Origin of the sequence: Cellulomonas telluris (genome assembly GCF_004886325.1) — a bacterium.
In the GTDB taxonomy this organism is placed as follows: Bacteria; Actinomycetota; Actinomycetes; order Actinomycetales; family Cellulomonadaceae; genus Cellulomonas; species Cellulomonas telluris.
In genome coordinates this window covers 431,186-453,588 of record NZ_QXFN01000001.1, presented here as the reverse complement: position 1 = coordinate 453,588, position 22,403 = coordinate 431,186, and the positions used below count along the sequence as shown (strand labels likewise).

At 75.3% G+C, this 22,403-nt stretch carries 24 protein-coding genes; 13 read left to right on the top strand and 11 right to left on the bottom strand.

The window, feature by feature from the left end; translation table 11 throughout:
• The first annotated feature begins 153 nt into the window (after window positions 1–153).
• Window positions 154–1,122, top strand: coding sequence for a phosphotransferase (locus tag FB586_RS19200; protein WP_168800419.1), 969 nt, complete (start codon window positions 154–156; stop codon window positions 1,120–1,122).
• A gap of 22 nt (window positions 1,123–1,144) precedes the next feature.
• On the opposite strand, the gene FB586_RS02210 is transcribed toward FB586_RS19200, so the two are convergent.
• A complete protein-coding gene (locus FB586_RS02210) occupies window positions 1,145–1,639 on the bottom strand; it encodes a protein-tyrosine phosphatase family protein (protein ID WP_136517684.1) in 495 nt (164 codons plus the stop codon).
• A gap of 68 nt (window positions 1,640–1,707) precedes the next feature.
• The gene (locus FB586_RS02205) at window positions 1,708–2,508 is read right to left on the bottom strand and encodes a CPBP family intramembrane glutamic endopeptidase (protein ID WP_168800418.1); all 801 of its coding nucleotides are present in this window, start codon (window positions 2,506–2,508) and stop codon (window positions 1,708–1,710) included.
• A 169-nt stretch (window positions 2,509–2,677) separates the two neighbouring features.
• On the opposite strand from FB586_RS02205, the gene FB586_RS02200 reads away from it, so the two are divergent.
• Both FB586_RS02200 and FB586_RS02195 read left to right on the top strand, forming a co-directional pair.
• Entirely contained in the window at window positions 2,678–4,207 is a 1,530-nt protein-coding gene (locus tag FB586_RS02200; protein ID WP_222928261.1) for a DNA polymerase IV, read from the top strand.
• A 5-nt stretch (window positions 4,208–4,212) separates the two neighbouring features.
• Window positions 4,213–5,037 (top strand): endo alpha-1,4 polygalactosaminidase, encoded by an 825-nt coding sequence (locus FB586_RS02195; protein ID WP_168800417.1) that lies wholly within the window; start codon window positions 4,213–4,215, stop codon window positions 5,035–5,037.
• 2 nt (window positions 5,038–5,039) lie between these two features.
• Here FB586_RS02195 and arsM read toward each other — a convergent pair whose 3' ends face one another.
• The gene (gene arsM, locus FB586_RS02190; RefSeq protein ID WP_136517680.1) at window positions 5,040–5,906 is read right to left on the bottom strand and encodes an arsenite methyltransferase; all 867 of its coding nucleotides are present in this window, start codon (window positions 5,904–5,906) and stop codon (window positions 5,040–5,042) included.
• An 88-nt stretch (window positions 5,907–5,994) separates the two neighbouring features.
• On the opposite strand from arsM, the gene FB586_RS02185 reads away from it, so the two are divergent.
• Together FB586_RS02185 and FB586_RS02180 are read left to right on the top strand one after the other, a co-directional pair.
• A complete protein-coding gene (locus tag FB586_RS02185) occupies window positions 5,995–6,390 on the top strand; it encodes an ArsR/SmtB family transcription factor (RefSeq protein ID WP_136517679.1) in 396 nt (131 codons plus the stop codon).
• Window positions 6,387–6,806, top strand: a complete 420-nt coding sequence (locus FB586_RS02180) for an arsenate reductase ArsC (protein WP_136517678.1) — start codon at window positions 6,387–6,389, stop codon at window positions 6,804–6,806. Before FB586_RS02185 ends, FB586_RS02180 begins: the two co-directional genes overlap by 4 nt.
• Window positions 6,807–6,816: 10 nt before the next feature.
• Here FB586_RS02180 and FB586_RS02175 read toward each other — a convergent pair whose 3' ends face one another.
• A complete protein-coding gene (locus FB586_RS02175) occupies window positions 6,817–7,113 on the bottom strand; it encodes a TetR-like C-terminal domain-containing protein (RefSeq protein ID WP_136517677.1) in 297 nt (98 codons plus the stop codon).
• On the opposite strand from FB586_RS02175, the gene FB586_RS02170 reads away from it, so the two are divergent.
• Window positions 7,103–7,417 (top strand): hypothetical protein, encoded by a 315-nt coding sequence (locus FB586_RS02170; RefSeq protein WP_136517676.1) that lies wholly within the window; start codon window positions 7,103–7,105, stop codon window positions 7,415–7,417. The genes FB586_RS02175 and FB586_RS02170 overlap by 11 nt on opposite strands.
• A 39-nt stretch (window positions 7,418–7,456) precedes the next feature.
• Here the strand turns inward: FB586_RS02170 and FB586_RS02165 are convergent, their stop codons facing one another.
• Together FB586_RS02165 and map are read right to left on the bottom strand one after the other, a co-directional pair.
• Complete coding sequence (locus tag FB586_RS02165) at window positions 7,457–8,275, bottom strand: VanZ family protein (protein ID WP_168800416.1); 819 nt, start codon at window positions 8,273–8,275, stop codon at window positions 7,457–7,459.
• Window positions 8,276–8,382: 107 nt separating this feature from the next.
• Entirely contained in the window at window positions 8,383–9,147 is a 765-nt protein-coding gene (map, locus tag FB586_RS02160) for a type I methionyl aminopeptidase (RefSeq protein WP_136517674.1), read from the bottom strand.
• A 574-nt stretch (window positions 9,148–9,721) separates the two neighbouring features.
• On the opposite strand from map, the gene FB586_RS02155 reads away from it, so the two are divergent.
• The gene (locus FB586_RS02155) at window positions 9,722–10,795 is read left to right on the top strand and encodes a hypothetical protein (RefSeq protein ID WP_136517673.1); all 1,074 of its coding nucleotides are present in this window, start codon (window positions 9,722–9,724) and stop codon (window positions 10,793–10,795) included.
• Window positions 10,796–10,980: 185 nt separating this feature from the next.
• Here the strand turns inward: FB586_RS02155 and FB586_RS02150 are convergent, their stop codons facing one another.
• Window positions 10,981–12,579: a glycoside hydrolase family 64 protein gene (locus FB586_RS02150; protein ID WP_136517672.1), complete on the bottom strand. Its 1,599-nt coding sequence runs from the start codon at window positions 12,577–12,579 to the stop codon at window positions 10,981–10,983.
• 343 nt (window positions 12,580–12,922) lie between these two features.
• Here FB586_RS02150 and FB586_RS02145 point away from each other — a divergent pair, with 343 nt between their 5' ends.
• From FB586_RS02145 to FB586_RS02125, 5 genes are all read left to right on the top strand, one after another.
• Window positions 12,923–13,267, top strand: a complete 345-nt coding sequence (locus FB586_RS02145) for an S-adenosylmethionine decarboxylase family protein (RefSeq protein WP_168800415.1) — start codon at window positions 12,923–12,925, stop codon at window positions 13,265–13,267.
• 10 nt (window positions 13,268–13,277) lie between these two features.
• A complete protein-coding gene (locus FB586_RS02140; protein ID WP_136517670.1) occupies window positions 13,278–14,006 on the top strand; it encodes a DUF4178 domain-containing protein in 729 nt (242 codons plus the stop codon).
• A gap of 22 nt (window positions 14,007–14,028) precedes the next feature.
• Window positions 14,029–14,235: a DUF350 domain-containing protein gene (locus FB586_RS02135; RefSeq protein WP_136517669.1), complete on the top strand. Its 207-nt coding sequence runs from the start codon at window positions 14,029–14,031 to the stop codon at window positions 14,233–14,235.
• 2 nt (window positions 14,236–14,237) lie between these two features.
• Window positions 14,238–15,830 (top strand): polyamine aminopropyltransferase, encoded by a 1,593-nt coding sequence (locus tag FB586_RS02130; RefSeq protein ID WP_136517668.1) that lies wholly within the window; start codon window positions 14,238–14,240, stop codon window positions 15,828–15,830.
• Window positions 15,831–15,920: 90 nt separating this feature from the next.
• The gene (locus FB586_RS02125) at window positions 15,921–17,120 is read left to right on the top strand and encodes an AI-2E family transporter (RefSeq protein ID WP_136517667.1); all 1,200 of its coding nucleotides are present in this window, start codon (window positions 15,921–15,923) and stop codon (window positions 17,118–17,120) included.
• Between the two features lie 16 nt (window positions 17,121–17,136).
• On the opposite strand, the gene FB586_RS02120 is transcribed toward FB586_RS02125, so the two are convergent.
• Together FB586_RS02120 and FB586_RS02115 are read right to left on the bottom strand one after the other, a co-directional pair.
• Window positions 17,137–17,871: a class I SAM-dependent methyltransferase gene (locus FB586_RS02120; RefSeq protein WP_246036345.1), complete on the bottom strand. Its 735-nt coding sequence runs from the start codon at window positions 17,869–17,871 to the stop codon at window positions 17,137–17,139.
• 278 nt (window positions 17,872–18,149) lie between these two features.
• Window positions 18,150–19,256, bottom strand: a complete 1,107-nt coding sequence (locus tag FB586_RS02115; RefSeq protein ID WP_306419147.1) for a spore photoproduct lyase family protein — start codon at window positions 19,254–19,256, stop codon at window positions 18,150–18,152.
• A 103-nt stretch (window positions 19,257–19,359) separates the two neighbouring features.
• On the opposite strand from FB586_RS02115, the gene FB586_RS02110 reads away from it, so the two are divergent.
• On the top strand, window positions 19,360–19,893 hold the full coding sequence (locus tag FB586_RS02110; protein WP_136517664.1) for a hypothetical protein: 534 nt from the start codon (window positions 19,360–19,362) through the stop codon (window positions 19,891–19,893).
• A 95-nt stretch (window positions 19,894–19,988) separates the two neighbouring features.
• Here the strand turns inward: FB586_RS02110 and FB586_RS02105 are convergent, their stop codons facing one another.
• Both FB586_RS02105 and FB586_RS02100 read right to left on the bottom strand, forming a co-directional pair.
• Window positions 19,989–21,578: a pectate lyase family protein gene (locus FB586_RS02105; protein ID WP_136517663.1), complete on the bottom strand. Its 1,590-nt coding sequence runs from the start codon at window positions 21,576–21,578 to the stop codon at window positions 19,989–19,991.
• A 133-nt stretch (window positions 21,579–21,711) separates the two neighbouring features.
• Window positions 21,712–22,359, bottom strand: a complete 648-nt coding sequence (locus FB586_RS02100) for a 4-hydroxyphenylacetate 3-hydroxylase N-terminal domain-containing protein (RefSeq protein ID WP_136517662.1) — start codon at window positions 22,357–22,359, stop codon at window positions 21,712–21,714.
• Window positions 22,360–22,403: the final 44 nt, after the last annotated feature.

Here is a 22,403-nt window from a genome sequence, read left to right as displayed (position 1 = left end):
CGACAGTCCACCACGCGACCCGCCGGCGCGTCGCCCGCGCGGGTGACTGCCACGGGCGGCCGTCCGGGGGTTACAGTCCTGCTCCCAACCCGGTCGTGCGCGTGCACCGACGTCGTGTGGTGGCACCATCCGCACCTGACCGGGAGACCTCCCATGTCGCTCACGGCCGAGCCCGCAGCACCCCGCCCGACCTCGGGCTCCCCCGCCGACGTCGCCGTCGTGCTCGACGCGGAGGCGCTCGTCGTCCCGGCGCCGCACCCGGCCGCCGGGGCGGTCCTCCCGGCCGACCCGCTGCCGCTCCCGGCCGGCACGTGGGGCGCGGACGAGGCGCTGCTCGCGCTCGACGAGGCACGGCTCGCCCTGCCGTTCGCCGTGCCGGACGCGGTCGTCGTCAGCGCGCTCACGACGGTCGTGCTGCGGTGCGGGGACCTGGCCGTGAAGGTGTACCCGGCGGGCACCGACCCGGACCACCTCGCGCGCGTGACGACGGCCCTCGCCGGGTCCGCGACGGCCCTGCTGCCGGTCGCCGAGCCGGTCGTGACGTCGTGGGGCGTGGTCTCGGTGCAGCCGTGGCTGACCGCGACGGGCCCCGTCGACTGGGCCGGCACGGGCGCCCTGCTGCGCGCGTTCCACGCCGAGCACGCCGACGCCGACGTGCCCGCGTGGCAGCCGCTGCGCCGCGTGCTCACGGTGGCGCCGGACCTGCCCGACAGCGCCGCGCGCGTCCTCGTCGAGGCCCGCGCGGCCCTGCTCGCCGAGCTCGCCGCGCTGCGCTCCCCGCTCGGCACCGGCGTCGTGCACGGCGACGTCTCCCCCGCGAACGTGCTGGCCACGGCCGCGGGCCCGGTGCTCATCGACCTCGACTTCGCGGCGCGCGCACCCCTCGAGTACGACCTGTCCAGCGCCGCACGTCGCGCGGACGCGGGCGAGCTCGACCCCGCGACCTACCTCGCGTTCTGCCGGGCCTACGGCGCGGACGTGCGCACGTGGGAGGGCCGGGCCGTCCTCGACGCGATCGCCCAGCTCGGCGGCGTCGCCTTCCGGGTGTGGGACGACCGGCGTGCGGGCCGCCCGCTCGACTGGCTGGGCGCGACGGTCGCCCGGTGGCGCACGCCGCTCTGACGGCCGTGCTCGGTGCGCGCCGTCAGCGCGGCGCGGGCAGCGTCCGCAGCCAGGCCGCGAAGCCCTCGTTGTTGACGGTGCGGCGCCGGTGCGACTGCACGTGCGCGAGCGCCTCCGCACCCGTCACCCCGAGCACCTCGCGGACGACCAGGGTCGCCATCAGCCCGGACCGGTTGCGCCCGAACGTGCAGTGCACGAGCACGCGGTACCCGTCGGCGATCAGGCCGGCCACGAGGGCCGCGAGCCGCAGCGTGAGCGCCGGGTCGGGGAGGTCGTCGCCGTCGACCAGCGGCGACTTGAGGTAGACCAGACCCTCGACGTCGGCGGCCGGGGCGAGGGCGTCGGCGTCCGCGAGGTCGACGACCGCGCCGATGCCGGTCGCGCGCACCCAGTCGAAGTCGACCGGGCAGCCGCCCTGCCACAGCTTCCCGGGTAGCAGCTCGGTCGGCGGGTCGGCCGGGTCGACGCCGGGCAGCTCGACGGGGTCGGTCGTCAGGTTGACCGTGGGGGCGCTCACGCGGCTCACGCTAACCAGGGCCGGCGACGACGGCGCGGCGAGCGTCCGACCGCCGGGTGAAGACGACGTCAGGCGGCCGTCCGGGCGGCCCGGCGAGCGGCACGCGCCGCCACCAGCGCGCACACGGCACCGGCGACGACCGTCGCGACGGCCGTGGTCGCCGTCCACCGCGCGGACGCGTCCCCGCCGGAGAAGCCGACGAGCAGCACGACGTTGACGAGCCAGTGCAGCACGGTGCCGAGCACGACGCGCTGCACGACCGACCGGCCCGTGGTGACGTACGCGAGCGCGACCGAGAGCCCGACGGCCGAGACGAGGAACAGCGCGTAGACGACGGGACCGGCGGCCAGGACGTGCACGTGCCCCAGGCCGAACAGCAGGCCGGTCACCACCGCCGCGCCGAGCACGGGCAGGCGCGTCTCGAGCAGCGGCTGGACCAGGCCGCGCCAGCCGACCTCCTCGCCCGCTGCACCCAGCAGCTGCGCGGCGAGGACGACGACGAGCGGCGCCCCGAGCGTGGCCGGGTCGAGCGGCGGCCACCCGCCCCACACCGCCTGCGCCACCGCCGCCACCGCGACGACCACCGCGGCCACGCCGAGCGACGCGAGCAGCGGCACCCGCAGTCCCCCGCGGCGCACCGGCGGGAGCACGAGCCGGCCGCGCCACAGCAGCCAGGTGACGACCGCCCCGAACGCCGTCGCGAGCTGCGTGAGCACCAGGACGTCGGTCGGCAGCCCGGTCGCGGCCTGCGCGGCCGCCAGCAGCACCGACGCCACCGCCGAGACCGCGAGGAAGACGACGACCACGAGGAGGACGCGGTCGCGCCCGCGCGGCCGTGTGCGCGCAGGCGCGTCGGAGGTGGTCGTCACGTGGGTCTCTCCCGTCGCCGTGCCCCGCGGCGTGCACCGGTCGGGGGTCCCCGCCGGACGATCGGGCCGAGCGTAGCCATCCCCACCCCTGGTCGGGGCGGGTTCCGGCACACCCGCCACCGGGGCCGCCGGTGCGTCCGGCGTCGGTGGGGACGGGGAGGATGGGGGCGTGGACGGGCGAGGGGACCGGGCGCAGCGCCTGGTGGACGCGGTGCGCGTCCGCGACGCCGCCACCGTGCTGCACCTCGACGCCGACGCGTTCTTCGCGGCCGTCGAGCAGCGCGACAAGCCGTCGCTGCGCGGCAGGCCGGTGCTCGTGGGGGGTGTCGGGCCGCGCGGCGTCGTGTCCACCGCGTCCTACGAGGCCCGTCGCGACGGCGCACGGTCCGCCATGCCGATGGCCCGGGCCCGTCGGCTGAGCCCGGCGGCGGCCGTGCTCGTGCCCCGCTTCGCGGCGTACGCGGCCTACTCGGGCGTGATCATGGGCGTCCTGCGCGAGCTGACGCCGGGCGTCGAGCCGCTGTCGATCGACGAGGCGTTCGCCGACCTCGCGCAGGCCGAGGGGGGCACGCCGGAGCCGGAGGAGGCCGCGGCCCGCGTGCAGGCCCGCGTCGCGGAGCTCACCGGTCTCACCGTCTCGGTCGGCGTGGGACGCTCGAAGCTGGTCGCGAAGATCGCATCCGACCTGCGCAAGCCCGGCGGCGTCGTGGTCGTCCGGCCCGCGGACGAGGACGACGTGCTGCTGCCGCTCGACGTGCGCGTGATCCCCGGCGTCGGGCCCGCCACGGCGGGCGCGCTGGAGCGCCTGGGGGTCCGCACCGTCGCCGACCTGCGCCGTCAGCCGCTGGACACGCTGACGATGACGCTCGGCGAGGCGAACGGGTCCCACCTGTTCCTCATGGCGCGGGGGCTCGACGACCGGCCGGTCAGCGTGTCGGGCGAGCGCAAGTCCGCCGGGGCGGAACGCACGTTCGCGCACGACCTGGCCGGCAGGGACGTCGTGCTCGCGGCGGTGGACGACGTGGTCGACGAGGCGCTGCAGCGGCTCGAGCGGCACGGCGGTGCGACGCGGACGGTGGTCGCGAAGGTCCGCTACGGCGACTTCTCGACGGTCACGCGGTCGGTGACGTTCCCGCACCCGACCGCCTCGGTCGCGCAGCTGCGGGACGCGGCGCGGCGCGCCGCCCTCGCGGCGGGCATCGACGAGCCCGTCCGGCTGCTCGGCGTCTCCTTCCACAACCTCGCACCGCACGCCCAGCTCGCGCTCGACCTGGAGGGCGGCGACGACGCGGTCGTGCAGCCCGACCTGCCGCTCGACGGGGACGACGAGGGCGACGTCCTGCCCGGGCCGGCGGACGACCCGCGTCTCGTCGGCGCCGAGAAGCCGGTGCCGGCGGTCGAGGCGCCCGGCGACGGGACCGTCCCGGTCGTCGGCCGACCCCTTGGCCCGCCGGCGACCGGGCGCCTCCTCGACGCCGCCAACGCGCGGCCAGGCCTCGACGTCGAGCACGCGACGCTCGGCCGCGGCTGGGTCGTCCACGTGCGGGGGCGCGAGGCGACCGTGCGGTTCGAGACGGCGACGACGGCGCCCGCCCGCTCGCGCGTGCTCGACCTGGACGCCGACCCGCTCGTGCTCGTCGAGCCTGTCGGGGTCACGCCGCCGAGCGCGGTCCCGGCGGAGCTGCGGGGCGACGGGTGACGCCCGTGCCGGTGCGCCGTGCCGCTGCCCCGCTGCTCGCCCTGCTCGCCCTGCTGGCCGCGGTCGGGTGCACCGGTCCGCGGCCGGGCACCGACGCCGTGACGCTCCCGCGTCCGGGCGCGCCGTTCGAGTACCAGCTCGGCGGTGCCGGACCACCCGCGCCCGCGACCGAGGTCGTCGTGCGCGACGTGACCGCCCTGCCCGCCGGGCGGTACGACGTCTGCTACGTCAACGGGTTCCAGAGCCAGCCGGCGGAGACCGACCGGCTGGTGTCCGAGCACCCCGAGCTGGTGCTGCACGACGGCGGCGAACCCGTGGCCGACCCCGACTGGCCCGACGAGGTCCTCCTCGACGTGTCGACGCCCGCGCTGCGCACCCGCCTGGTCCGGGAGGTGGTCGGCCCCCTGCTCGACCGCTGCGCGAGCGCGGGCTTCGAGGCGGTCGAGGTGGACAACCTGGACTCGTGGACCCGCTCGCGCGGCCTGCTGGACGCGGACGACGCGGTCGCGTTCACGGCGCTGCTCGTGGACCGCGCGCACGCCCGCGGCCTCGCGTACGCGCAGAAGAACGCGGCGGAGGTCACGGACCGCGTGCGGGCCGCCGGCGCCGACCTCGTGGTGGCCGAGGACTGCGCGGCGTTCGACGAGTGCGGCACGTACGCCGGCGCGTACCCGGTCGTCCTCGACGTCGAGTACGACGCCGACGCGTTCGCGCTCCTGTGCGCGGCGCAGGACGACCGACGGCGGGCGCTGCCCGGGCTGTCGGTCGTCCTGCGTGACCGCGACGTGCTCCCCCGCGACGCACCCGGCGCGGTGCACGCGACCTGCTGACGTCAGGGGCGGGGCTTGACCGCCCGCACGACGGCCGCGTGCATGCCGTCGGCCACGGTGTGCGTCGGCTCCACGCGCACCTCGACGAAGCCGGCGGCGGTGAGCGCCGCGGTGTACTCGCCGAACGACAGCGCGCCCGCGACGCACCCGACGTGGCTGCCGCGCGCAGCGCGCTCGGCCGGGGTCAGCCGGTCCTCCGCGACGACGTCGGAGATGCCCAGCCGCCCGCCCGGCACCAGGACGCGGTGGGCCTCGGCGAGCACGGCGTCCTTGTCCGGCGAGAGGTTGACGACGCAGTTGGAGACGACGACGTCGACGCACGCGTCGGGCAGCGGCAGGTCCTCGATGGTGCCGCGGTGGAAGGCGACGTTGGTGGCACCGGCCTCGGCCGCGTTGGCACGGGCCAGCGCGAGCATCTCGTCCGTCATGTCGACCCCGTGCACGAAGCCGGTGGGACCCACGCGCCGAGCCGACAGCAGCACGTCGATGCCGGCGCCCGAGCCGAGGTCGAGGACGCGCTCGCCCGGGCGCAGGTCCGCGACCGCAGTGGGGTCGCCGCAGCCGAGGCTCGCGCCGACGGCCGCTCGCGGCAGGCCCACGAGTTCGCTCGCGTCGTAGAGCCCCGCGCCGAACGTCGGGCCGGCGCCGCTGCCGCAGCCGCCCGTGCCGCCGCAGCACCCCGTGCCGCCGCAGCCACCCGTGCCGCCGCAGCACCCCGTGCCGCCGCAGCCACCCGTGCCGCCGCAGCACCCGCCGTCGGTCGCCGGGCCGTCGGCCGGGTCGGCGCCCGTCGCGGTCGCGGTCGCGACGGCGGCGTACCGCCGGCGGACCGTCTCGTGCACCTCGTGGGTGCTCGCGCTGGTGTTCATGTCGTCCTCCACGTATCGATGAACTTCGATGTGTCGAAGCCTGGACCGACGCATCGACACATGTCAATACGTGTGCCACGATGTGCGGGTGCCCGACCTCCTGCCCCTCGCCGTCGACGCCTCCACGGACGGCTGCTGCGGCACCCCCGACGCCGGCCTCGACGCCGACGCCGCCCGTGACGTCGCCCGCACGTTCAAGGCCCTCGCCGACCCGGCCCGCGTCCGCCTGCTCTCGCTGATCGCCGCCCAGGAGAGCGGCGAGGCGTGCATCTGCGACCTCACCGGCCCCGTCGGCCTCTCCCAGCCGACCGTCTCGCACCACATGGCGACGCTCGCCGAGGCCGGCCTCGTCACCCGCGAGCAGCGGGGCCGCTGGGCCCACTTCCGGGTCGCCGGGCAGGCCCACGACCTCGTCGCCGGCGCCCTCGCCGCGACCCTCGCCCCCGCCACCGCCACCGCCACCGCCACCGGAGGAGCTCGATGACCGCCACGACCCCGTCCGTGCTCTTCGTCTGCGTGCACAACGCGGGCCGGTCCCAGATGGCCGCCGGCTTCGTCCGCGCGCTGTCCGGGGGTGCCGTCGAGGTGCGGTCGGCCGGGTCGATGCCCGCCGAGCGCATCAACCCGGTCGCGGTCGAGGCCATGCGGGAGGTCGGCGTCGACCTCACGGGCGAGCAGCCGAAGGTGCTCACCCCCGAGGCCGTCCAGGCCTCCGACGTGGTCGTCACCATGGGCTGCGGCGACGCCTGCCCGTTCTACCCCGGGGTCCGCTACGAGGACTGGCAGCTCGACGACCCCGCCGGCCAGGGCCTCGAGGCCGTCCGGCCGATCCGCGACGAGATCCGCCGCCGCGTCGTGGCGCTGCTGGAGTCGCTGGGCGTGCCCGTCCCCCCGCCGTAGGGTCGCGCGGTCAGGCGCCGCGCCCGGCGCCCGGCCCGTCCGTCACCGCGGCGACCAGGCCGCCCACGACGCCGGCACCCGCCGCGTCCCGCTCCGCCCGCGGCAGCGAGCGCAGCGGTCCGAGCGCCGCCAGCGTCGCGTAGCCGTGGACGCCGGACCAGCAGGTGAGCGCCGCGCCGGCGACGGCGGCCGGGTCGAGGCGCCCCTCGGCGACGAGCCGGGCCAGCGCGTCCTGCAGCTGGTGGTACGGGGAGCGGCCCGTCTCCCCGGTCGACGCGGGGTCCTCGACCTCCACCATGTCCTCCATCGCGAACAGGGCGACCGCGCAGGACGACGAGCAGCTCGAGCGGGAGAGCGCGCGCTTCTTCCTGCACGAGCTCACCTGGACGACGACGTGGGTGCCCGACGCCGCCGCGGTGCGCGCGGGTGCCCGGCGGGTCGTCGTCGGCCTCGGCGAGGAGTCGGGGGGCCTGGAGACGGCACGGACGTCGACCGCGCTGGCGGCGCTGCTCGGCGTCCCCGTCACCGCCTTCCCCGGTGAGCACACCGGGTTCCTCGAGCAGCCGCGCGCGTTCGCGGACCGGCTGCGCTCGGTTCTCGCGTCCGGCTGAGGCCGCGTCCACGTCGCTCCGGCGGCAGACCGCCGGCGTCTACCAGCGCGACTCCCACACGCGCAGCGGGGAGCCCTCGACCTCGAGCAGCTCCACAGGCGCCCCGCGGCCGTCGCGCACGTCCCGGGCACCGGCCGGTGCGGTGCCCACCTCCCACGTCCCGGTGGAGTCGTCCACCAGCACGACCGGCCCGGCCGGTGAATTGGCCGGCACGTCTGCCGTCCCGCTCGCGAGCACGAAGCACAACGACCCGTCGTCCCCCGCGAACACCTCGCCCTCGCTGAGCGCGGTGACCGCACCCGCCGGCCCCTGCGCGCACGCCTCCGGGAGCGGGACGGCGGGCGTTGCCGTCACGGTCGACACGGCCGCCCAGCCGACCAGGCCGACCGCGAGCGCACCCGGGACCAGCCGTCGGCCGGCCGGCAGCGCCGGTCGCCGCACCACGGCGAGCGCCGCGCCCGCCAGCGCGAGCCCCAGCAGACCGCCGACCGTGTTCAGCAGCAGGTCGTTCACGTCGAACGACCGCCACGGCCACCCGACCGCCAGGGAGACGAGCAGCTGGACCGACTCGATCAGGACGGTCACGCCGACGCACGCGAGCACCAGCAGCTCGTACCGCCACCGCACGACCAGCGGCAGCAGCACGCCGAACGGCACGGTCATGAGGACGTTGCGCTGCGCCTCCCACCCGCCGAGCAGGTCGGGCCGGCGCAGGTGCAGGTCGTACGCGGCGCCCGTGCCGTGCGCGAGGGTCTGCGACGGCAGGGGCAGGAACGCCGCGGCCGCGAGCACGAGCAGGTAGAGCACGAACGCCACGCGTGCGGCGCGGTGCAGGGCGGGGGCGGGCTGGTCCGTCACCCCCGCATCGTCGCGGTCCTGCCGGGGCGGCTGCGTCCGCCGGCGGCCGGAGCCCCGGTCCTCCCGCGGTCGGACACCGAACCGGTCCCGCGACCGCCCCGGTGGTCTCAGTCCCGTGCCGTGAGGACGACCGGGCCCTCCTGCGTCAGCGCCACCGTGTGCTCGGCGTGCGCGGCGAGCGAGCCGTCGGCCGTCCGGATGGTCCAGCCGTCGTCGTCGACGACGTAGCCGTCGCCGCCGGCCATGAACCACGGCTCGATCGCGACGACCAGCCCCGCCCTGAGCCGGTCCCCCGTGCCGCGCCGGCCCAGGTTCGGCACGTGCGGGTCCTCGTGCATCGTGCGCCCGACGCCGTGGCCGCCGAAGTCGCCGTTGATGCCGTAGCCCGCGTCGCGCCCGATGCGGCCGATGGCCGCGGACACGTCCCCCATGCGCCCGCCGACGCGTGCCGCCGCGATGCCCGCGTCCAGCGCCTGCTCGGTGGTGGCGATGAGCCGCTGCGCGTCGGGGGTCGGCGTGCCGAGCTGGAACGTCAGGGCGGAGTCGCACACCCAGCCCTGCAGCTCGGCGGCGAAGTCGATGCTCAGCACGTCGCCGTCCTCGAGCACGCGGTCCGACGGCAGCCCGTGCAGCGCGTGGTCGTTGACCGACGTGCACAGCACGCCGGGGTACGGCATCGCGCCGAAGCTCGGGTGGTAGCCCAGGTAGACGGACCGCGCCCCGGCCTCGTCGATGAGGCGGTGGGCGTGCGCGTCCAGGTCCTGCGTCGTCATGCCGACGCGCGCGTGCTCGCGCAGCGAGGTCAGGACGTGGGCGACGAAGCGGCCCGCGGGCCGCATCTCCTCGATCTGGGCGGGCGTCTTGAGGGGCACCGTCCCACCCTCTCACCCGCCGCCCACGGTGACCTCGCGACCGTGCGCGGGCAGGGAACAGCCCGTGGGTCGGACCCCTGACGGGGCCCTGCCGCGATGGACGATGTCGCGGCACCCACGGGCTGCGGTGACTGCCGGGGATTCGCTCGCCGCCGGTCAGGGGACCCTGACACGGCGCGGGCGGACCTCGGAGTCCGTCCGATGCCTCGGGCGACTAGCGGGCAGCCACCTCACGCGTCCAAGAAGACTTCATGTCTCGGACCACCTCCTTCCCGTGTGCCAGCGACCGTACGCCTGCCCGGGACGGCTGCCAACAGGATTTCGCCCACGGCGTGCACGCGCGCCGAGGGCCGCGTGGGGCGGGGCCGGCCCGGCTGCCCGCGCGTCCGCTGGTCAGGCGCTCGCGCGCCTGCACCGCCGCCGGACGGCGGAGCCGCGATGCCCCTTTCGGGTGAGTTGTGCACGCGTCCTGCACAGTTGTCCGATTCCACCGTATTGTCCGGACCGGCCGACGGCGTGACCGTGCGACCTCGGCCTCCGTCCCCCGTCCCACGGTCGCTGGAGTCACCCCCTCGTGAAGCGTCATCACCTCCCCCTCGTCCTGCTCACCGCGAGCGCCCTGCTCCTCGCCCCCGCCACGGCCGCGTCGGCCACGGGCGACGGCGACCACCGCTGGGGTACCAGCACCTGGCACGGCTGGCCCGGCAAGGGCGACCACGGCAAGCCCGGGAAGGGTGACCACGGCAAGCCGGGCAAGGGTCAGCCGACGCCCCGCCCCGAGCTGTGCGGCGGGTCCCGGGCCGGCGAGGTCATCCCGTGGCACGCCTACACCTGCGACAAGGCGACCGGCTACTTCCTCTACGAGAAGAAGGACCCGCGCCAGTCGGCGAACTGGTCCAACAGCAAGCAGCAGCACCGGGTGGCCCTGCACCTGACGTGGGCGTGGCCCACCGCGGACGACCGCCAGCGGCACGGCGCGTCGCACCACCTGCCCCGCGACTACGACGTCATCCCGCTCGAGCTCGACGCCACGGACACGGCGGCCGTCTGCGAGGCTCCCGAGGCGTACGGCCTGCAGGTCGACCTGATCGGGGACTTCGTCGCGGACCGCGGGCTGGACGTGGCGTCGCTCATGCCGACGGTCATCACGCCCCCGCACGACGGCGGCTTCAACACCCCGCACACCCTGGCGTTCTACGGCCACTACGACGTCGCCGAGCTGGTCGACCTCGACGAGCTCTGCGCGCCCGACGTGGAGGTGCCGCCGGTGGTCCCGACCCCCGTGCCGACGCCCACCCCGACGCCGACCGACGACGTCGAGGAGGAGCCGGAGCCCGTCGTGACGCCGACGCCGACCCCGGCGCCCACGCAGGACGTCGAGGAGGAGCCCGCGCCGGCTCCGGTCGTCACCACGACGCCGACGCCGGTCGCGGCGCCGGTCACGCCGGCGCCCACGCCGTCGGTGACGGAGCGGGCCGAGGTGCTGTCCGCCGCGGACGACGACGACGCCTCCGGCAGCAACCGCGGGCAGGTGCTCGCCGCCACCGGCACGTCGGTCCTCGTCGGACTCCTCGCCGCCGTCGCCGCCGTGGCCGCGGGTGCCGTCCTGATGATCCTGCGCCGCCGCGGTCGCACGACCGAGGCCTGACGCAGCGACGTCCGGACCGGGCGGGGGTCGAGACGCGGTCCCCCGCCCGGCGCCGGGCAGCTCATGCCGGCGTACTTCCCCCTCCGTTGCCGGCAGCACCGTGCGGCCCGTCCACCCCCCCGGCGGGCCGCACGGTCGTGCGAGGGCGCCGCGGGCAGGCCGCCCGCGGCGCCGTCACGCCCGGGTCAGCGCCACGCCCACCTCTGGTTGGCGGACCCGGCGCAGTCCCAGATCTGCAGCCGTGCTCCGTCCCCCGCACCCCAGTCGGCGATGTCGAGGCAGCGGTTCGAGGCCGGGTTCACCAGGTCGCCGGCCCCGCTGAGCACCCACTGCTGGGCCGGGTTGCCGCTGCACGTGGCGATCTGCACCGGTGTGCCGTTGGCGGTGCCGCCCCACACCACGTCCAGGCACTGGTCCGGCCCGACGCGCAGCGCGCCGCCCGTGGCGACCCATCGCTGCGCCGCGGTGCCGTTGCACGTCCACATCTGCACGCGGGCGCCCGCGGTGAACGTGCCCCCGGGGACGTCGAGGCACTTGCCGTTCCACTGGCTGGCGAGCGCCCGTCCGGCGCCCCCGGTGCCGCCGCCCGGCGTGCCGGTGCCGCCCGTGAACGGCGTGAGGTCGACACGGGCGCTGCGCGGGTCGCCGTCGTGCACCAGGGACTCGAACGCGCCGACGTCGTCGAACGCGAACGCGTACGCACGCCCGTCGACCATCGCCGCGTGCACGGCCCGCCCGTACAGGTTCGGGGGGCTGCTCCGGTAGAACTGCGCCGCGTCGAGCACGGGCTCCGTGGTGCTGCTGCCCAGGGTGCCGCGGAACAGCGCGGCGCACAGCGTGCGCGCGATCGGCCCCACGACCTGGTCGTTCGGGGCGTGCAGGGCGCCGTCGCAGCCCCAGACGTCCGAGGACGACGGTCGCTGGAACGCCGCGACCTCCCGGCCCGAGGCGTCGGTGAACCGCAGGGTGGTGCCCGACGTGCGGCCGGTGTAGCGGACCTCGGGCCGGTCCCCGAACGGCTGCACCGTGAGCGTGCGGGTCGTGTACGCGTTCCACGCCGACGAGATGTACCCGTCGAGGTACGTGCTGCTCAGCAGGCCGGCGCTCGCCGCCTTGCCGGGCGCGAGGACGCGCAGGACCGTGCCGTCGGCGCGCGTGACGACGCTGCGGGCCCACGCGGGGTCGGCGCGCAGCGCGTCGATGACCTGCTGCCGGCCGCCTGCGACGAGGCGGCCCGTCGTGCGGGTCTGGCCCGAGGCACCCGTGACGCTCACCGAGTGCGGCACGGCGAACATGTCGACCTGCGAGCTGTTCAGCCACAGGCCCGCGTCGTTGTAGGTGAGCTCGCTCCAGTCGAACAGGATGTCCCGCGTCGGGTCGCCGGCGGCCCACGGCGCGGGCTGCACGAGCCCGCCGGGCGTGAGCGAGAACGGCAGCCTCTGCCCGAACGAGAAGTAGATGCGGCCCGAGAACCCGCGCGGCACCTGCACGGTCACAGAGCCGCCGTTCGCGGGGCCGGCGATGGCGCTGTCCGGTGCCGGCGACGGCGGGTTCGAGCCCGCCGGCCACGGCCGGAACGTGCCGCCGGCGTCGACCCAGCCGAGCCGGCCGGTCGCCAGGTCGGTGCCGAGCACGTGGACGAACACCTGCTCGCCCCGCCCCGACTGGTTGCCGATCGTGATCGGGAGCCGGTCCGGCCCCACGGCGGCCGCCGGCGCGGCCGCCCCCATGACGCAGAGTGCTCCCACGACCAGCGCGGTGAGCCACGTCCGTAGCTGACGCATCGATGTCTTCCCTTCGCCCCCCGGTGGGCCCGCGCACGGTGCTGCGCGCGGGTGCGGGTACGCGGCGCTGCGCACCCGGACGCCCCCGGTACGCGGCCTCTCCGACGCGCACCGTCGGGCGATTAGTAAGCAACCCTGACATATCTCCGGCGCGTGCGCGTCACTCGAACGTATGGTTGTTCTCGCGGGCTCGCACTCCAGTCATGGGACGTCCTGCCGTGACCGGGCGGGGGAACGGCGGGGACGGCGCACGTCGGCGAACGGGTGCAGGTCCCGGGCGGGCCCCGCGCCTCCACTAGGCTCACCGCGCTCCCCCCACCCCCCGCCCGGAGGCCGCACGCCCGTGGACCGCAACCTCGTGTACGTCTTCGACGTCGCGGGCGCCGACGCCGCACGCCTCGACGACGAGGGCACGGTCCGCCGGTGCCTCGACGCGGTGGTCACGCGCGCCGGCCTGACGCCGGTCGGCGCGGAGGCCGCGCACCGCTTCAGCCCGCAGGGCCTGAGCGTGGCCGTGATCCTGGCCGAGTCGCACGTCGCCGTGCACACCTGGCCCGAGCGCGGCACGGCCTACGTCACGCTCACCACCTGCCGGCGGCCCGACGGCGACGACTTCGCCGACGCCACGCGCGCCGACCTCGCCGACGTGCTGGGGGCGGCGTCGGTCGACGTGCGCGCGCTGGTCTGAGGGGCACGCCGTGGCACGTCACCAGGCACGCATGAAGCTCGGCCACGCGCTCGTCGGGAAGCCGCCGTGGCGGTCGATGCCGCACGGCGTGGTCGTCTACGCCGAGAAGGACGCGTCCGACGGGCGCTGGTACCACTGGGAGGAGTGGGAGCTCCTCGGCTACCAGAACCTCGACTACTGGGTGGAGTACGACCACGACACCCACAAGGTCACGCTGTACTGGCCCGAGCGCGTCCCGGAGACCCTCGACCCGGAGACCCTGCGCACGGGGCAGGAGGTCACGGTCACCGTCGACGGCACGCCCCAGCGGCTGCGCGTGGGCGAGGTCGGCGCCGGGACGGTCCGCAGCCTGGAGGGGTCGTTCACGTACGACCTGCAGAAGGGCCAGAAGGTCGCCTACGCCGAGCTGCACGGGCCGGGCCTGGTGCTGTCGGTCGAGAAGTTCGACGAGCGGGTGCTCGACGTGTACCGCGGCACCGTCCTCGACGCGCAGGCGCAGAAGGAGCACTTCGGCAAGGTCGTCGCACCGCGCCGGTGGGGCTGCTGGGTGGGTCCGCTCGTCGTGCTCGCGCTCGTCACCTTCTCGTTCGCGCACTCCTGCTCCCCGGGTCACCGCACCGACTGCACGCCGCGGACGCTGGCGACCGCGCCGCCCAGCGGCAGCACCGTCGTCTCCGAGGACGAGAACCAGATCTGCTACCGCCGCCCGGTCACCGGGGTCGGCGGTCTCGGCAAGTAACCGCGACCCCACCGGAGGAACCATGGCCCTCGACGAGCTGCTGTCCACGATCGTCTACGCGGTGATCGGCATCGTGCTGCTGCTGGTCACCGTCGTCGTCGTCAACAAGCTGTTCCGGCTCGACCTGCACCGCGAGCTCGTCGACGAGCACAACGTGGCGTTCGGCGTCGTCATCGCGGGCCTCGCCATCGCCATCGGCGTGATCGTCGCGGGGACGATCACCTCCTGACCGTGGACGACGGCAGCACCCCCGCCGGCGGCGCCGGCACGGTCGTCCTCGACGCCGTCCCGGCCGCGCCCCGCGGCGCCCGGCGCGGCGACCGGCCCACCGTGTTCGCGGCGGCGCTGCTCGTCGCGGTCGGCGGCATCGTCTACGAGCTGATCCTCGGGACGGCCGCCTCCGCGCTGTTCGGCGACTCCGTGGTGGCCTTCTCGGTCGCCACGGGCGTGACCATGTTCGGGATGGGCGTCGGCTCCCTGCTCGCCGTGCGCCTGGCCCGGTCGCCGGGGCGCGCGTTCGTCCGCAACGAGCTGCTGCTCGGCGTCCTCGGCGGGTCGTCGGTGCTGCTGCTGTTCTGGGCCTACGCGGTCACCGACCTGGCGTGGGTGGTGTTCACGCTGCTCTCGCTCGCGATCGGCGTGGGCATCGGCGTCGAGATCCCGCTGCTCGTCGCGCTGCTCAAGGAGCACGGGCGGGACGAGTCGGTCGCGCTGCTGTCGAAGGTCCTCGCGCTGGACTACCTCGGCGCGCTGGCGGCGTCGCTGCTGTTCCCGTTCCTGCTGCTGCCGACGCTCGGGCTGGTCCGCACGGCGTTCGCCGTCGCGCTGCTCAACGTGCTGGTCGCGCTGTTCATGCTCGGGCGGATGGGCTGGCCGGTGCGGCTGACCTGGCCGACGGCGGCCGTCTCGGTGCTGCTCGTCGCCGGTCTCGTCACGGCCACCGCGCTCGAGGACGCGGTCAGCACCCGCCTGTACGTCGACCCGGTGCTGCACTACGAGCAGAGCGCCTACCAGAAGCTCGTCGTGACGTCGTACCAGGGCGACACGCGCCTGTACCTGGACGACCAGCTCCAGTTCTCGTCCGTCGACGAGGCGCGGTACCACGAGACCCTCGCGCACGCGGCGCTGACCTCGGTCGCCGCCCCGTCCGCCGTGGCGGTGCTCGGCGGCGGTGACGGGCTGCTGGTCCGCGAGGTGCTGCGGTACCCGACGGTGCGCGAGGTCGTCGTCGTCGACCTCGACCCCGCGATGACCGACCTGGGCCGGCACGACCGGCTGGTCAGCGACCTCAACGGCCACGCGTTCGACGACCCGCGCGTCGAGGTCGTCAACGCCGACGCGTTCGCGTGGCTGCGCGGTACCGACCGGACGTTCGACGCGGTGCTGGTCGACCTCGTCGACCCGTCGAACGAGCGCATCGCGAAGCTCTACTCGTCGCCGTTCTACGCGATGACGGCCGCGCACCTGCGCCCGGGCGGCGTCATGGCGACCCAGGCCACCTCGACGTACTTCACCCCGAACGCGTTCTGGCAGGTGGTGTCGACGATGCGCGACGGGGCGCCCGGCCGGACGGTGCTGCCGCTGGGCGTCAACGTGCCGTCGTTCGGCGAGTGGGGCTTCGCGCTCTCCCTGCCCGGCGACGGGTCGCAGGCGTTCGCCGCGACGCCGCTGCCCGACGGCCTGCGGTTCCACGACGAGGCGTCCCTGCGCGCCACCGCACGGCTGCCCGCGGACGCGCCACCGCGCGACCTGCCGCCCTCGACCCTCCTCTCCCCCACCGTCCACCGCACGTACCAGCAGGACATGGGGCGCTGGCGGTACTGACCCCCGCACACCGTCGCCGCGCGGGGAGGACCGGTCGGCAATAGCGTCGGCACCGTCCGGCAACCGCCGCGAGCACCAGGAGGACAGGCGATGGGTCTCTTCGGCCGCCGCACACCACCCCCCGCCCGGCCGGGCGTCGAGGTCACGCGCGTCGAGACGCGCACCGTGCCGACGGCACCGCCGTCGGACGAGCACGCACCCGAGCAGCGGCGCACCGCCGGCCTGTGGTCCGACGGGTTCGGCCGCGTCGGCACGCGCTCGCTGCAGGTGCTCGCCGTCGTGGCGCTCGTGGCGGTGTTCGGGTTCGTCGTCACGCGGCTGACGCTCGTCGTGATCCCGGTGCTCATCGCGCTGGTCCTCGCCGCGGCGATCTCGCCGCTCGTGTCGCTCCTGCGCCGCCGCGGCGTGCCGTCGCTGCTGGCCACGTGGATCGCGCTGCTCGCCCTCGTCGCGCTGCTGGGCGTGATCCTGTGGCTCGTCGTGCGCGCGGTCGCGAACCAGTGGGGCGAGCTGCGCGACCAGGCCCTCGAGGGCTTCGACGAGCTGCAGGCCTACATCCAGGGGCTGCCGTTCGACATCACCGACGAGCAGATCCAGTCCGTCCGCGAGTCCGCCACCGGCCTGCTGCAGTCCGACGCCGTGGGCTCCGGCGCGATCGCCGGCGTCTCCCAGACCGCCGACTTCGTCGCCGGCTTCTTCATCATGATCGTCGTGCTGTTCTTCTTCCTGAAGGACGGCCCGGCGATGTGGGAGTTCCTGCTGCGCCCGTTCGAGGGCCACCGCTACGAGCGCGGCCGCCGCGTCGGCCACGCGACCATCAGCACGCTCGGCGGCTACGTGCGCGGCACCGCGATCGTCGCGCTCGTCGACGCGGTCTTCATCGGCATCGGCCTGGCGGTCGTCGGCGTGCCGCTGGTGATCCCGCTGTCCGTGCTCGTCTTCCTGCTCGCGTTCATCCCGCTGGTCGGCGCCACCCTCGCCGGCATCCTCGCCGCGCTGGTCACGCTCGTGGCGGTCGGGCCGGTCGAGGCGCTGATCGTCGTCGCGATCGTCGTCGTGGTGAACCAGGTCGAGGGCGACTTCCTGCAGCCGATCGTCATGGGCCGCGCGCTGCGCCTGCACCCGCTGGTCATCCTGTTCGCGCTGACGGCGGGCACCGTGCTCGTCGGCATCACGGGCGCCGTGCTGGCCGTGCCGATCGCCGCCGCGATCTGGCGCGCGATCCAGGTGTGGGACGGTCCCGACCTGCCGGCCCGGTTCGCGCGCAAGAAGCGACCCGAGACGGTCTGAGCGGGCGCGGCGTCCCTCACCGCGCCGGCACTGCCCCGACCACCCAGCGCACGGCGTCGACGAACCGGTAGCCACCGCCGTCCGTCCGGTAGGGCGCGGCGGCGGCCAGCACGACCCCGGCGGTCGCCGCCCGGCCCTCGGCGTCCTCGCCCAGCAGCGCGGCGCGCACGAGGGTCGCGTCGTCCGGTGCCTCCCACACCACGTCGACGACCCCGCCGCGGACGTCCGCGAGCCCGGCCTCGCGCAGGAGCGTGTCGAGGTGCGGGTCGTCGCGCCCCACGTCGTCCTCGCCGTGCGCCAGCGCGACGGCGCGCTCGACGGCCTCCAGGTCGTTGCGCCCGGCCTCGGCCCACTGCGCGAGCCCGACGCGGCCGCCGGCGCGCGTGACCCGCACCATCTCCGCGAGCGCCGCGTCGGGGTCGTCGGCCAGGTGGAGCGCGTTGACGGCCAGGACGACGTCGAAGACGGCCGCGGGCCAGGGCAGCGCCTGCGCGTCCGCGACGCGCACGTCGCCGTCCGGTGCCGTGCGACGCGCCACCGCGACCATGCCGGGCGCGCTGTCGACCCCCGCCACGCTCGCCCCGAGCGCGGCGGCCCGGGCGAGGAGCTCTCCGCTGCCGCAGCCGACGTCGAGCACGCGCGTCCCGGGACGCACGCCCGACTCCGTGAGGAGGACGTCACGCGCCGGGTCGGGCGACCGCGCCCACAGCAGCGCCCACTCCTCGGCGACCTCCGACCAGAAGTCCTCCACGCCCCCACCCTGCCCCGCCGCGGGCGCGGGCGCACCCACCCCTCCGCCGTGCCGACCGCCCCTCGCCCGCCCCCGCCCCTGGCCCGACCCCGGCCCGGCCGTGCCTCCGCCGAGTTCGCCACCTCGGTGCCGAGTTCGGCAGGTCGACCTGGCGAACTCGAGACGGAACTGGCGAACTCGCGGGGCGGGGGCGGTCGGGTGAGGGGCGGTGGGGTGGGGGCGGTCGGGCGGGGGCGGTGGGGTGGGGGCGGTCGGGCGGGGGCGGGGGGCCGGGGGCGTCAGAACGCGTAGCGGATGCGGCACTCCGGGAGGCGCTCGGCGACCAGGTCCGTCAGCGCGCGCACGTACCGGCCCTTGTCGCCCGTGCGGTACCGGACGTTCCACCCGCCGGTCTGCGAGCGCTTCGGCTCCTGCAGGTCGGGGCGCCACAGCACCTGCTCCGCCTTCGGGTGCCAGCCGAGGTTGACCTCGTGCAGGGCCTGGTTGTGGGTCAGCATGATGACCTCGGCGGCGAGCTGCGCCCGTGCCCGCGGCCCCACGCCGTCGGCGACCTGGTCGAGCAGCTCGGCCCAGTCCTCGAGCCAGCCGTCGTGGACGATCACGGGCGAGAGGTTGAGGTGCACCTCGTACCCGGCCTCGACGAAGTCGTCGATGGCGGCGATGCGGTCCGCGACCTTGTCCGTGCGCACGTCCACCAGCCGCGAGACGCGCTCGGGCATGAGCGAGAACCGCACGCGTGTGCGCCCCTGCGGGTCCCAGTCGAGCAGGTCCCGGTTGACGTGCTTGGTCGCGAAGGACGCCTTCGCGGTCGGCAGGGCGCGGAAGAGCTCGACGAGGTCGCGGACGTTGTCGCTGACGGTCGCGTCGACGGAGCAGTCGCTGTTCTCGCCGATGTCGTACACCCACGCGTGCGGGTCGCACTGGTTCGGCTCGGCCTTCACGCCCTGCCTGGCGACGTGCCGGCGCAGGTAGCCGGTGATGCGCTCGATGTTCGCGAACACCGTGATCGGGTTGCTGTAGCCCTTGCGCCGCGGCACGTAGCAGTACGAGCACGCCATGGCGCAGCCGTTGGCCGTCGAGGGCGCGATGAAGTCCGACGAGCGGCCGTTCGGCCGCGCGGCCAGCGACTTCTTGACGCCGAGCACGAGCGCCTCGGTCTTGATCCGCACCCACCGGTCGACGTTGGCCTCGTCGCCGTGCAGCTCGGGGATGTTCCAGTGGGACGCCACCTCGACCCGCTCCGCGTCGGGCCAGCGCGCGAGCACCTCCTGGCCGCGCGGCAGGGCCGCGGCCTCGGGCTCGACGTAGATGCGGCGGACGTCCAGGAGGGGCCGGGTGCGGCGGGCGGAGGGGGGCGCGGAGGGTGCGGCGGGCGGGACGGACAGCGGCGGTGTCGTCACACAGGTGGAACGCCGGGATGAGCCCGGGACGTCCCGTCTGGTCCTCGAGGAGGGTGTGAGACGGCCCACCCGGCGCGAGGATGGCCCCATGACGACGACCCGACCGACCGCCTCCCGTGTCCTCGCCGCGCTCGTCACCGGCGTCGCCACGACCGCCTACTACGCCACCCCTGACCTCATCCGCTCCCGCACCGCCCGTGGCTGGGCGAAGGCCGGTCTGGCGGCGGTCACGCTGGCCGCGAGCATCCCCGATATGCGTGCCGCCGTCGCCGCCGGGAGGCAGGAGCTCGCCACCGACGGGTTGCGCCTCGACGGCATCGCCGTGCCTGACGGCACCGGCCTCGACGCCACCGAGCCGGTCGCCCGCGCCGTCGACGAGAACCGCACGTCCGACGACGCGCCGGCACCCCCGCGCGACCTGCGGCCCGCACTGGTCGCGGGCGTCGCCGCAGCGACGGTCGCCGTGTCCGCCGTGGGCACCGTCGCGTTCGAGCGGTGGGTCTTCCGGCGCGGCGAGCGGCTGGCCGCGGCAGGCCGCCCGCTGGCGCACACCCGCGCGGCCCTCGTCCTGGGCGCCCTCTCGGGCGCCCTGTCCCTCATCCCCGCGGACACGGACGACTGACCCCCGGACGCGACGAACCCGGAGATCGTCAGGACGAGGTGGCCCTGGTCCTGACGATCCCCGGGTTCAGCGTCGCGTGAGGGCGACCAGCCGGGTCAGCGGTAGGTCTCGACCTCGGCGACGCGCGGCGTGCCGCTCGCGCCGGTGATCTCGACGTTGACCTTCTTCAGCGAGACGGCCGGGAAGGAGACCGTCGCGTTGCTGCCGCTACCCGTGCCGAGCACGGCACCCGTGTCGTTGTTGACGACCCGGAAGCTCGTGATGCTGCCGCCGCCGGACGCCTGCTTCACGACGACCGTCGAGATGGTCGTCGCCGAGTCCCACTTGACCGAGACGCGACCCGTCGAGCCGCTGGGCGACCAGTAGGTGCTGAGGTTGCCGTCGATCACGTTGCCGTAGCTCGTGCCGCTCGCCTTGCCCGAGCCGTCGGCGCCCGCGCCGCGGCTGAGGTTCGTCCCCGACGGCGAGGTCGGGTTCGGCGCGGGCGTCGTCGGGTTCGGCGCGGGCGTCGTCGGGTTGGGCCCCGGGGTCGTGGGGTTGGGCCCCGGGGTGGTCGGGTTCGGCGCGGGCGTCTGCGGCGAGCAGGAGCCGTCGGACACGCGCAGACCCTTGTTCGCGCCCGCGGTGGCGGCGACGAGCGCCGGGACGCAGCTCGCCCCGTCCAGGCGGTACGAGTAGGGGACGCTCACGGTGGTCGTGGACGCCATGCTCGGGCCGGCCGGACGCGTGTCGCCGCCCGGGCTGGACCACGTGACGTTGTCGAGGATGTTGCCCGCCGTCTGCCACTCGCCGCGCTCGGACGTGTAGAAGGTGCCGAGGACGTCCTTGGAGTCCTCGAAGTAGTTGTTCTCCACCTTCGCCCGCGCACCGGCGCGCGAGTTGATGCCCGACTCGTTGAGCTGCAGGTAGTGGTTGTTGTACATGTGCGCGACGCCGCCGCGCAGCAGCGGGGTGCGGGAGTCGATGTTCTGGTACAGGTTGTGGTGGAACGTGATGTTGCTGTTCCCCGTGTCGCTCTCGCTGGAGCCGATCAGCCCGCCGCGGCCGGAGTTGCGCAGGATCGAGTAGGACAGCGTCACGTACTCGACGTCGTTCTTCATGTCGAACAGGCCGTCGAAGCCCTCCGACTCCCCGCCCGACGCCTCGAGCGTCACGTGGTCCACCCACACGTTGCGGACCGTGCTCTCCATGCCGATGGCGTCGCCGCCGTTGGACGTCGGGGAGCCCGACTTCTTGACGTTCTTGACCGTGACGTTCTGGATGATGATGTTGCTCGAGTCGCGGATGTGGATGCCGATCTGGTCGAACGTCGCACCGCTGCCGACGCCCTCGATCGTCACGTTGCTGATGCCCTTGAGCTCGATCACGCCGGCGGCCGTGTTGCAGCCCGTCCCCGACACCTTGGCGGTGTTGCCGACGGTGATGGTCCCGGAGACCTGGATCGTGATCGGGGTGCTCGTGCTGGGGCGGCTGCACAGGGCCTGGTGGATCTCCGTGCCGGTGGTGGCGCGGACGGTCTGCCCGCCGGCGCCGCCGGTGGTGCCGCCGTTCTGGGACGCGAAGCCCGTGGCGCTGCCGGAGACGGCATGGGCGGCGGGGGCCGCGAGCGCGGTCACGCCGGCCGCGGCCGCGAGCGCGAGAGTGGCGCCGGCCGCGAGTGATCGCAGGGCGGTGGGTCGTGTCATCGTCGTCGTCTCACCTTCGTCGTCGAAGTGGGGACTGCACCGGAGCGGCGGCTGACTCGCCGGGTAACCGGTTTCTCGACGCTAGGAGACCGCTTTCCCGGCGCGCAAGGCCCTGTGTGGACGACGAAACGCTTCACACGTGCCCGGTGTGCGGACGCCGTGCCCGACCGCACGAGCGGGCACCGCGCGTGCCGGGCCGGACCTGCGGTGCGCCGACCGCGAGCGACGGGCGGCTGTACAGCACGAGACCCGGCGTCGCGACGGGCACGGCGAAGCAGAGCGCCTGGTCGGCCTCGGCCGGGCCGAGCGGCCGGAACGGGTACACGATCAGGTCGTCGGCGAAGGGCGCGAGCGTGGCGAGCATCTTCGCGCCGCTCACGACCAGGCCTTCCGCCGTCCGATCCACGGCACGCAGGGTGCGCGGCGCACCGCGGAGCTCGGCGGGCAGGTGGCGGTCTCCCGGCGGGTCGCTGATCGCATGGGTGAGCACGAGGTCGAGCGTGCGGGCGCGCTCCCAGTACCGGACGAGGTCGTCCGCGTGCTTGCCGAAGTGCGGGGAGGCCGCCCGCCACGCAGTGAGGACGGTGGCGAGGAAGTCGGGGATCCGCCCATGAACCCGCCGCTGCGACGTGCGGTCGCGGCGAAGGCGGCCCCACGTGCCCGCACGTCCTCCGGCGAGGACGCGATGCTGTACGCGAGCGGGAACCCGGACGACCCGACGAAGGGGCCGGGTACGAGGGCCTCGTCCAGCATCTCCGCGAGCAGGTGCGCCATGGCGCACGTCCGCGGGTCCTCAGCGACGTCCTCGATGGGTGTGCCCGACGA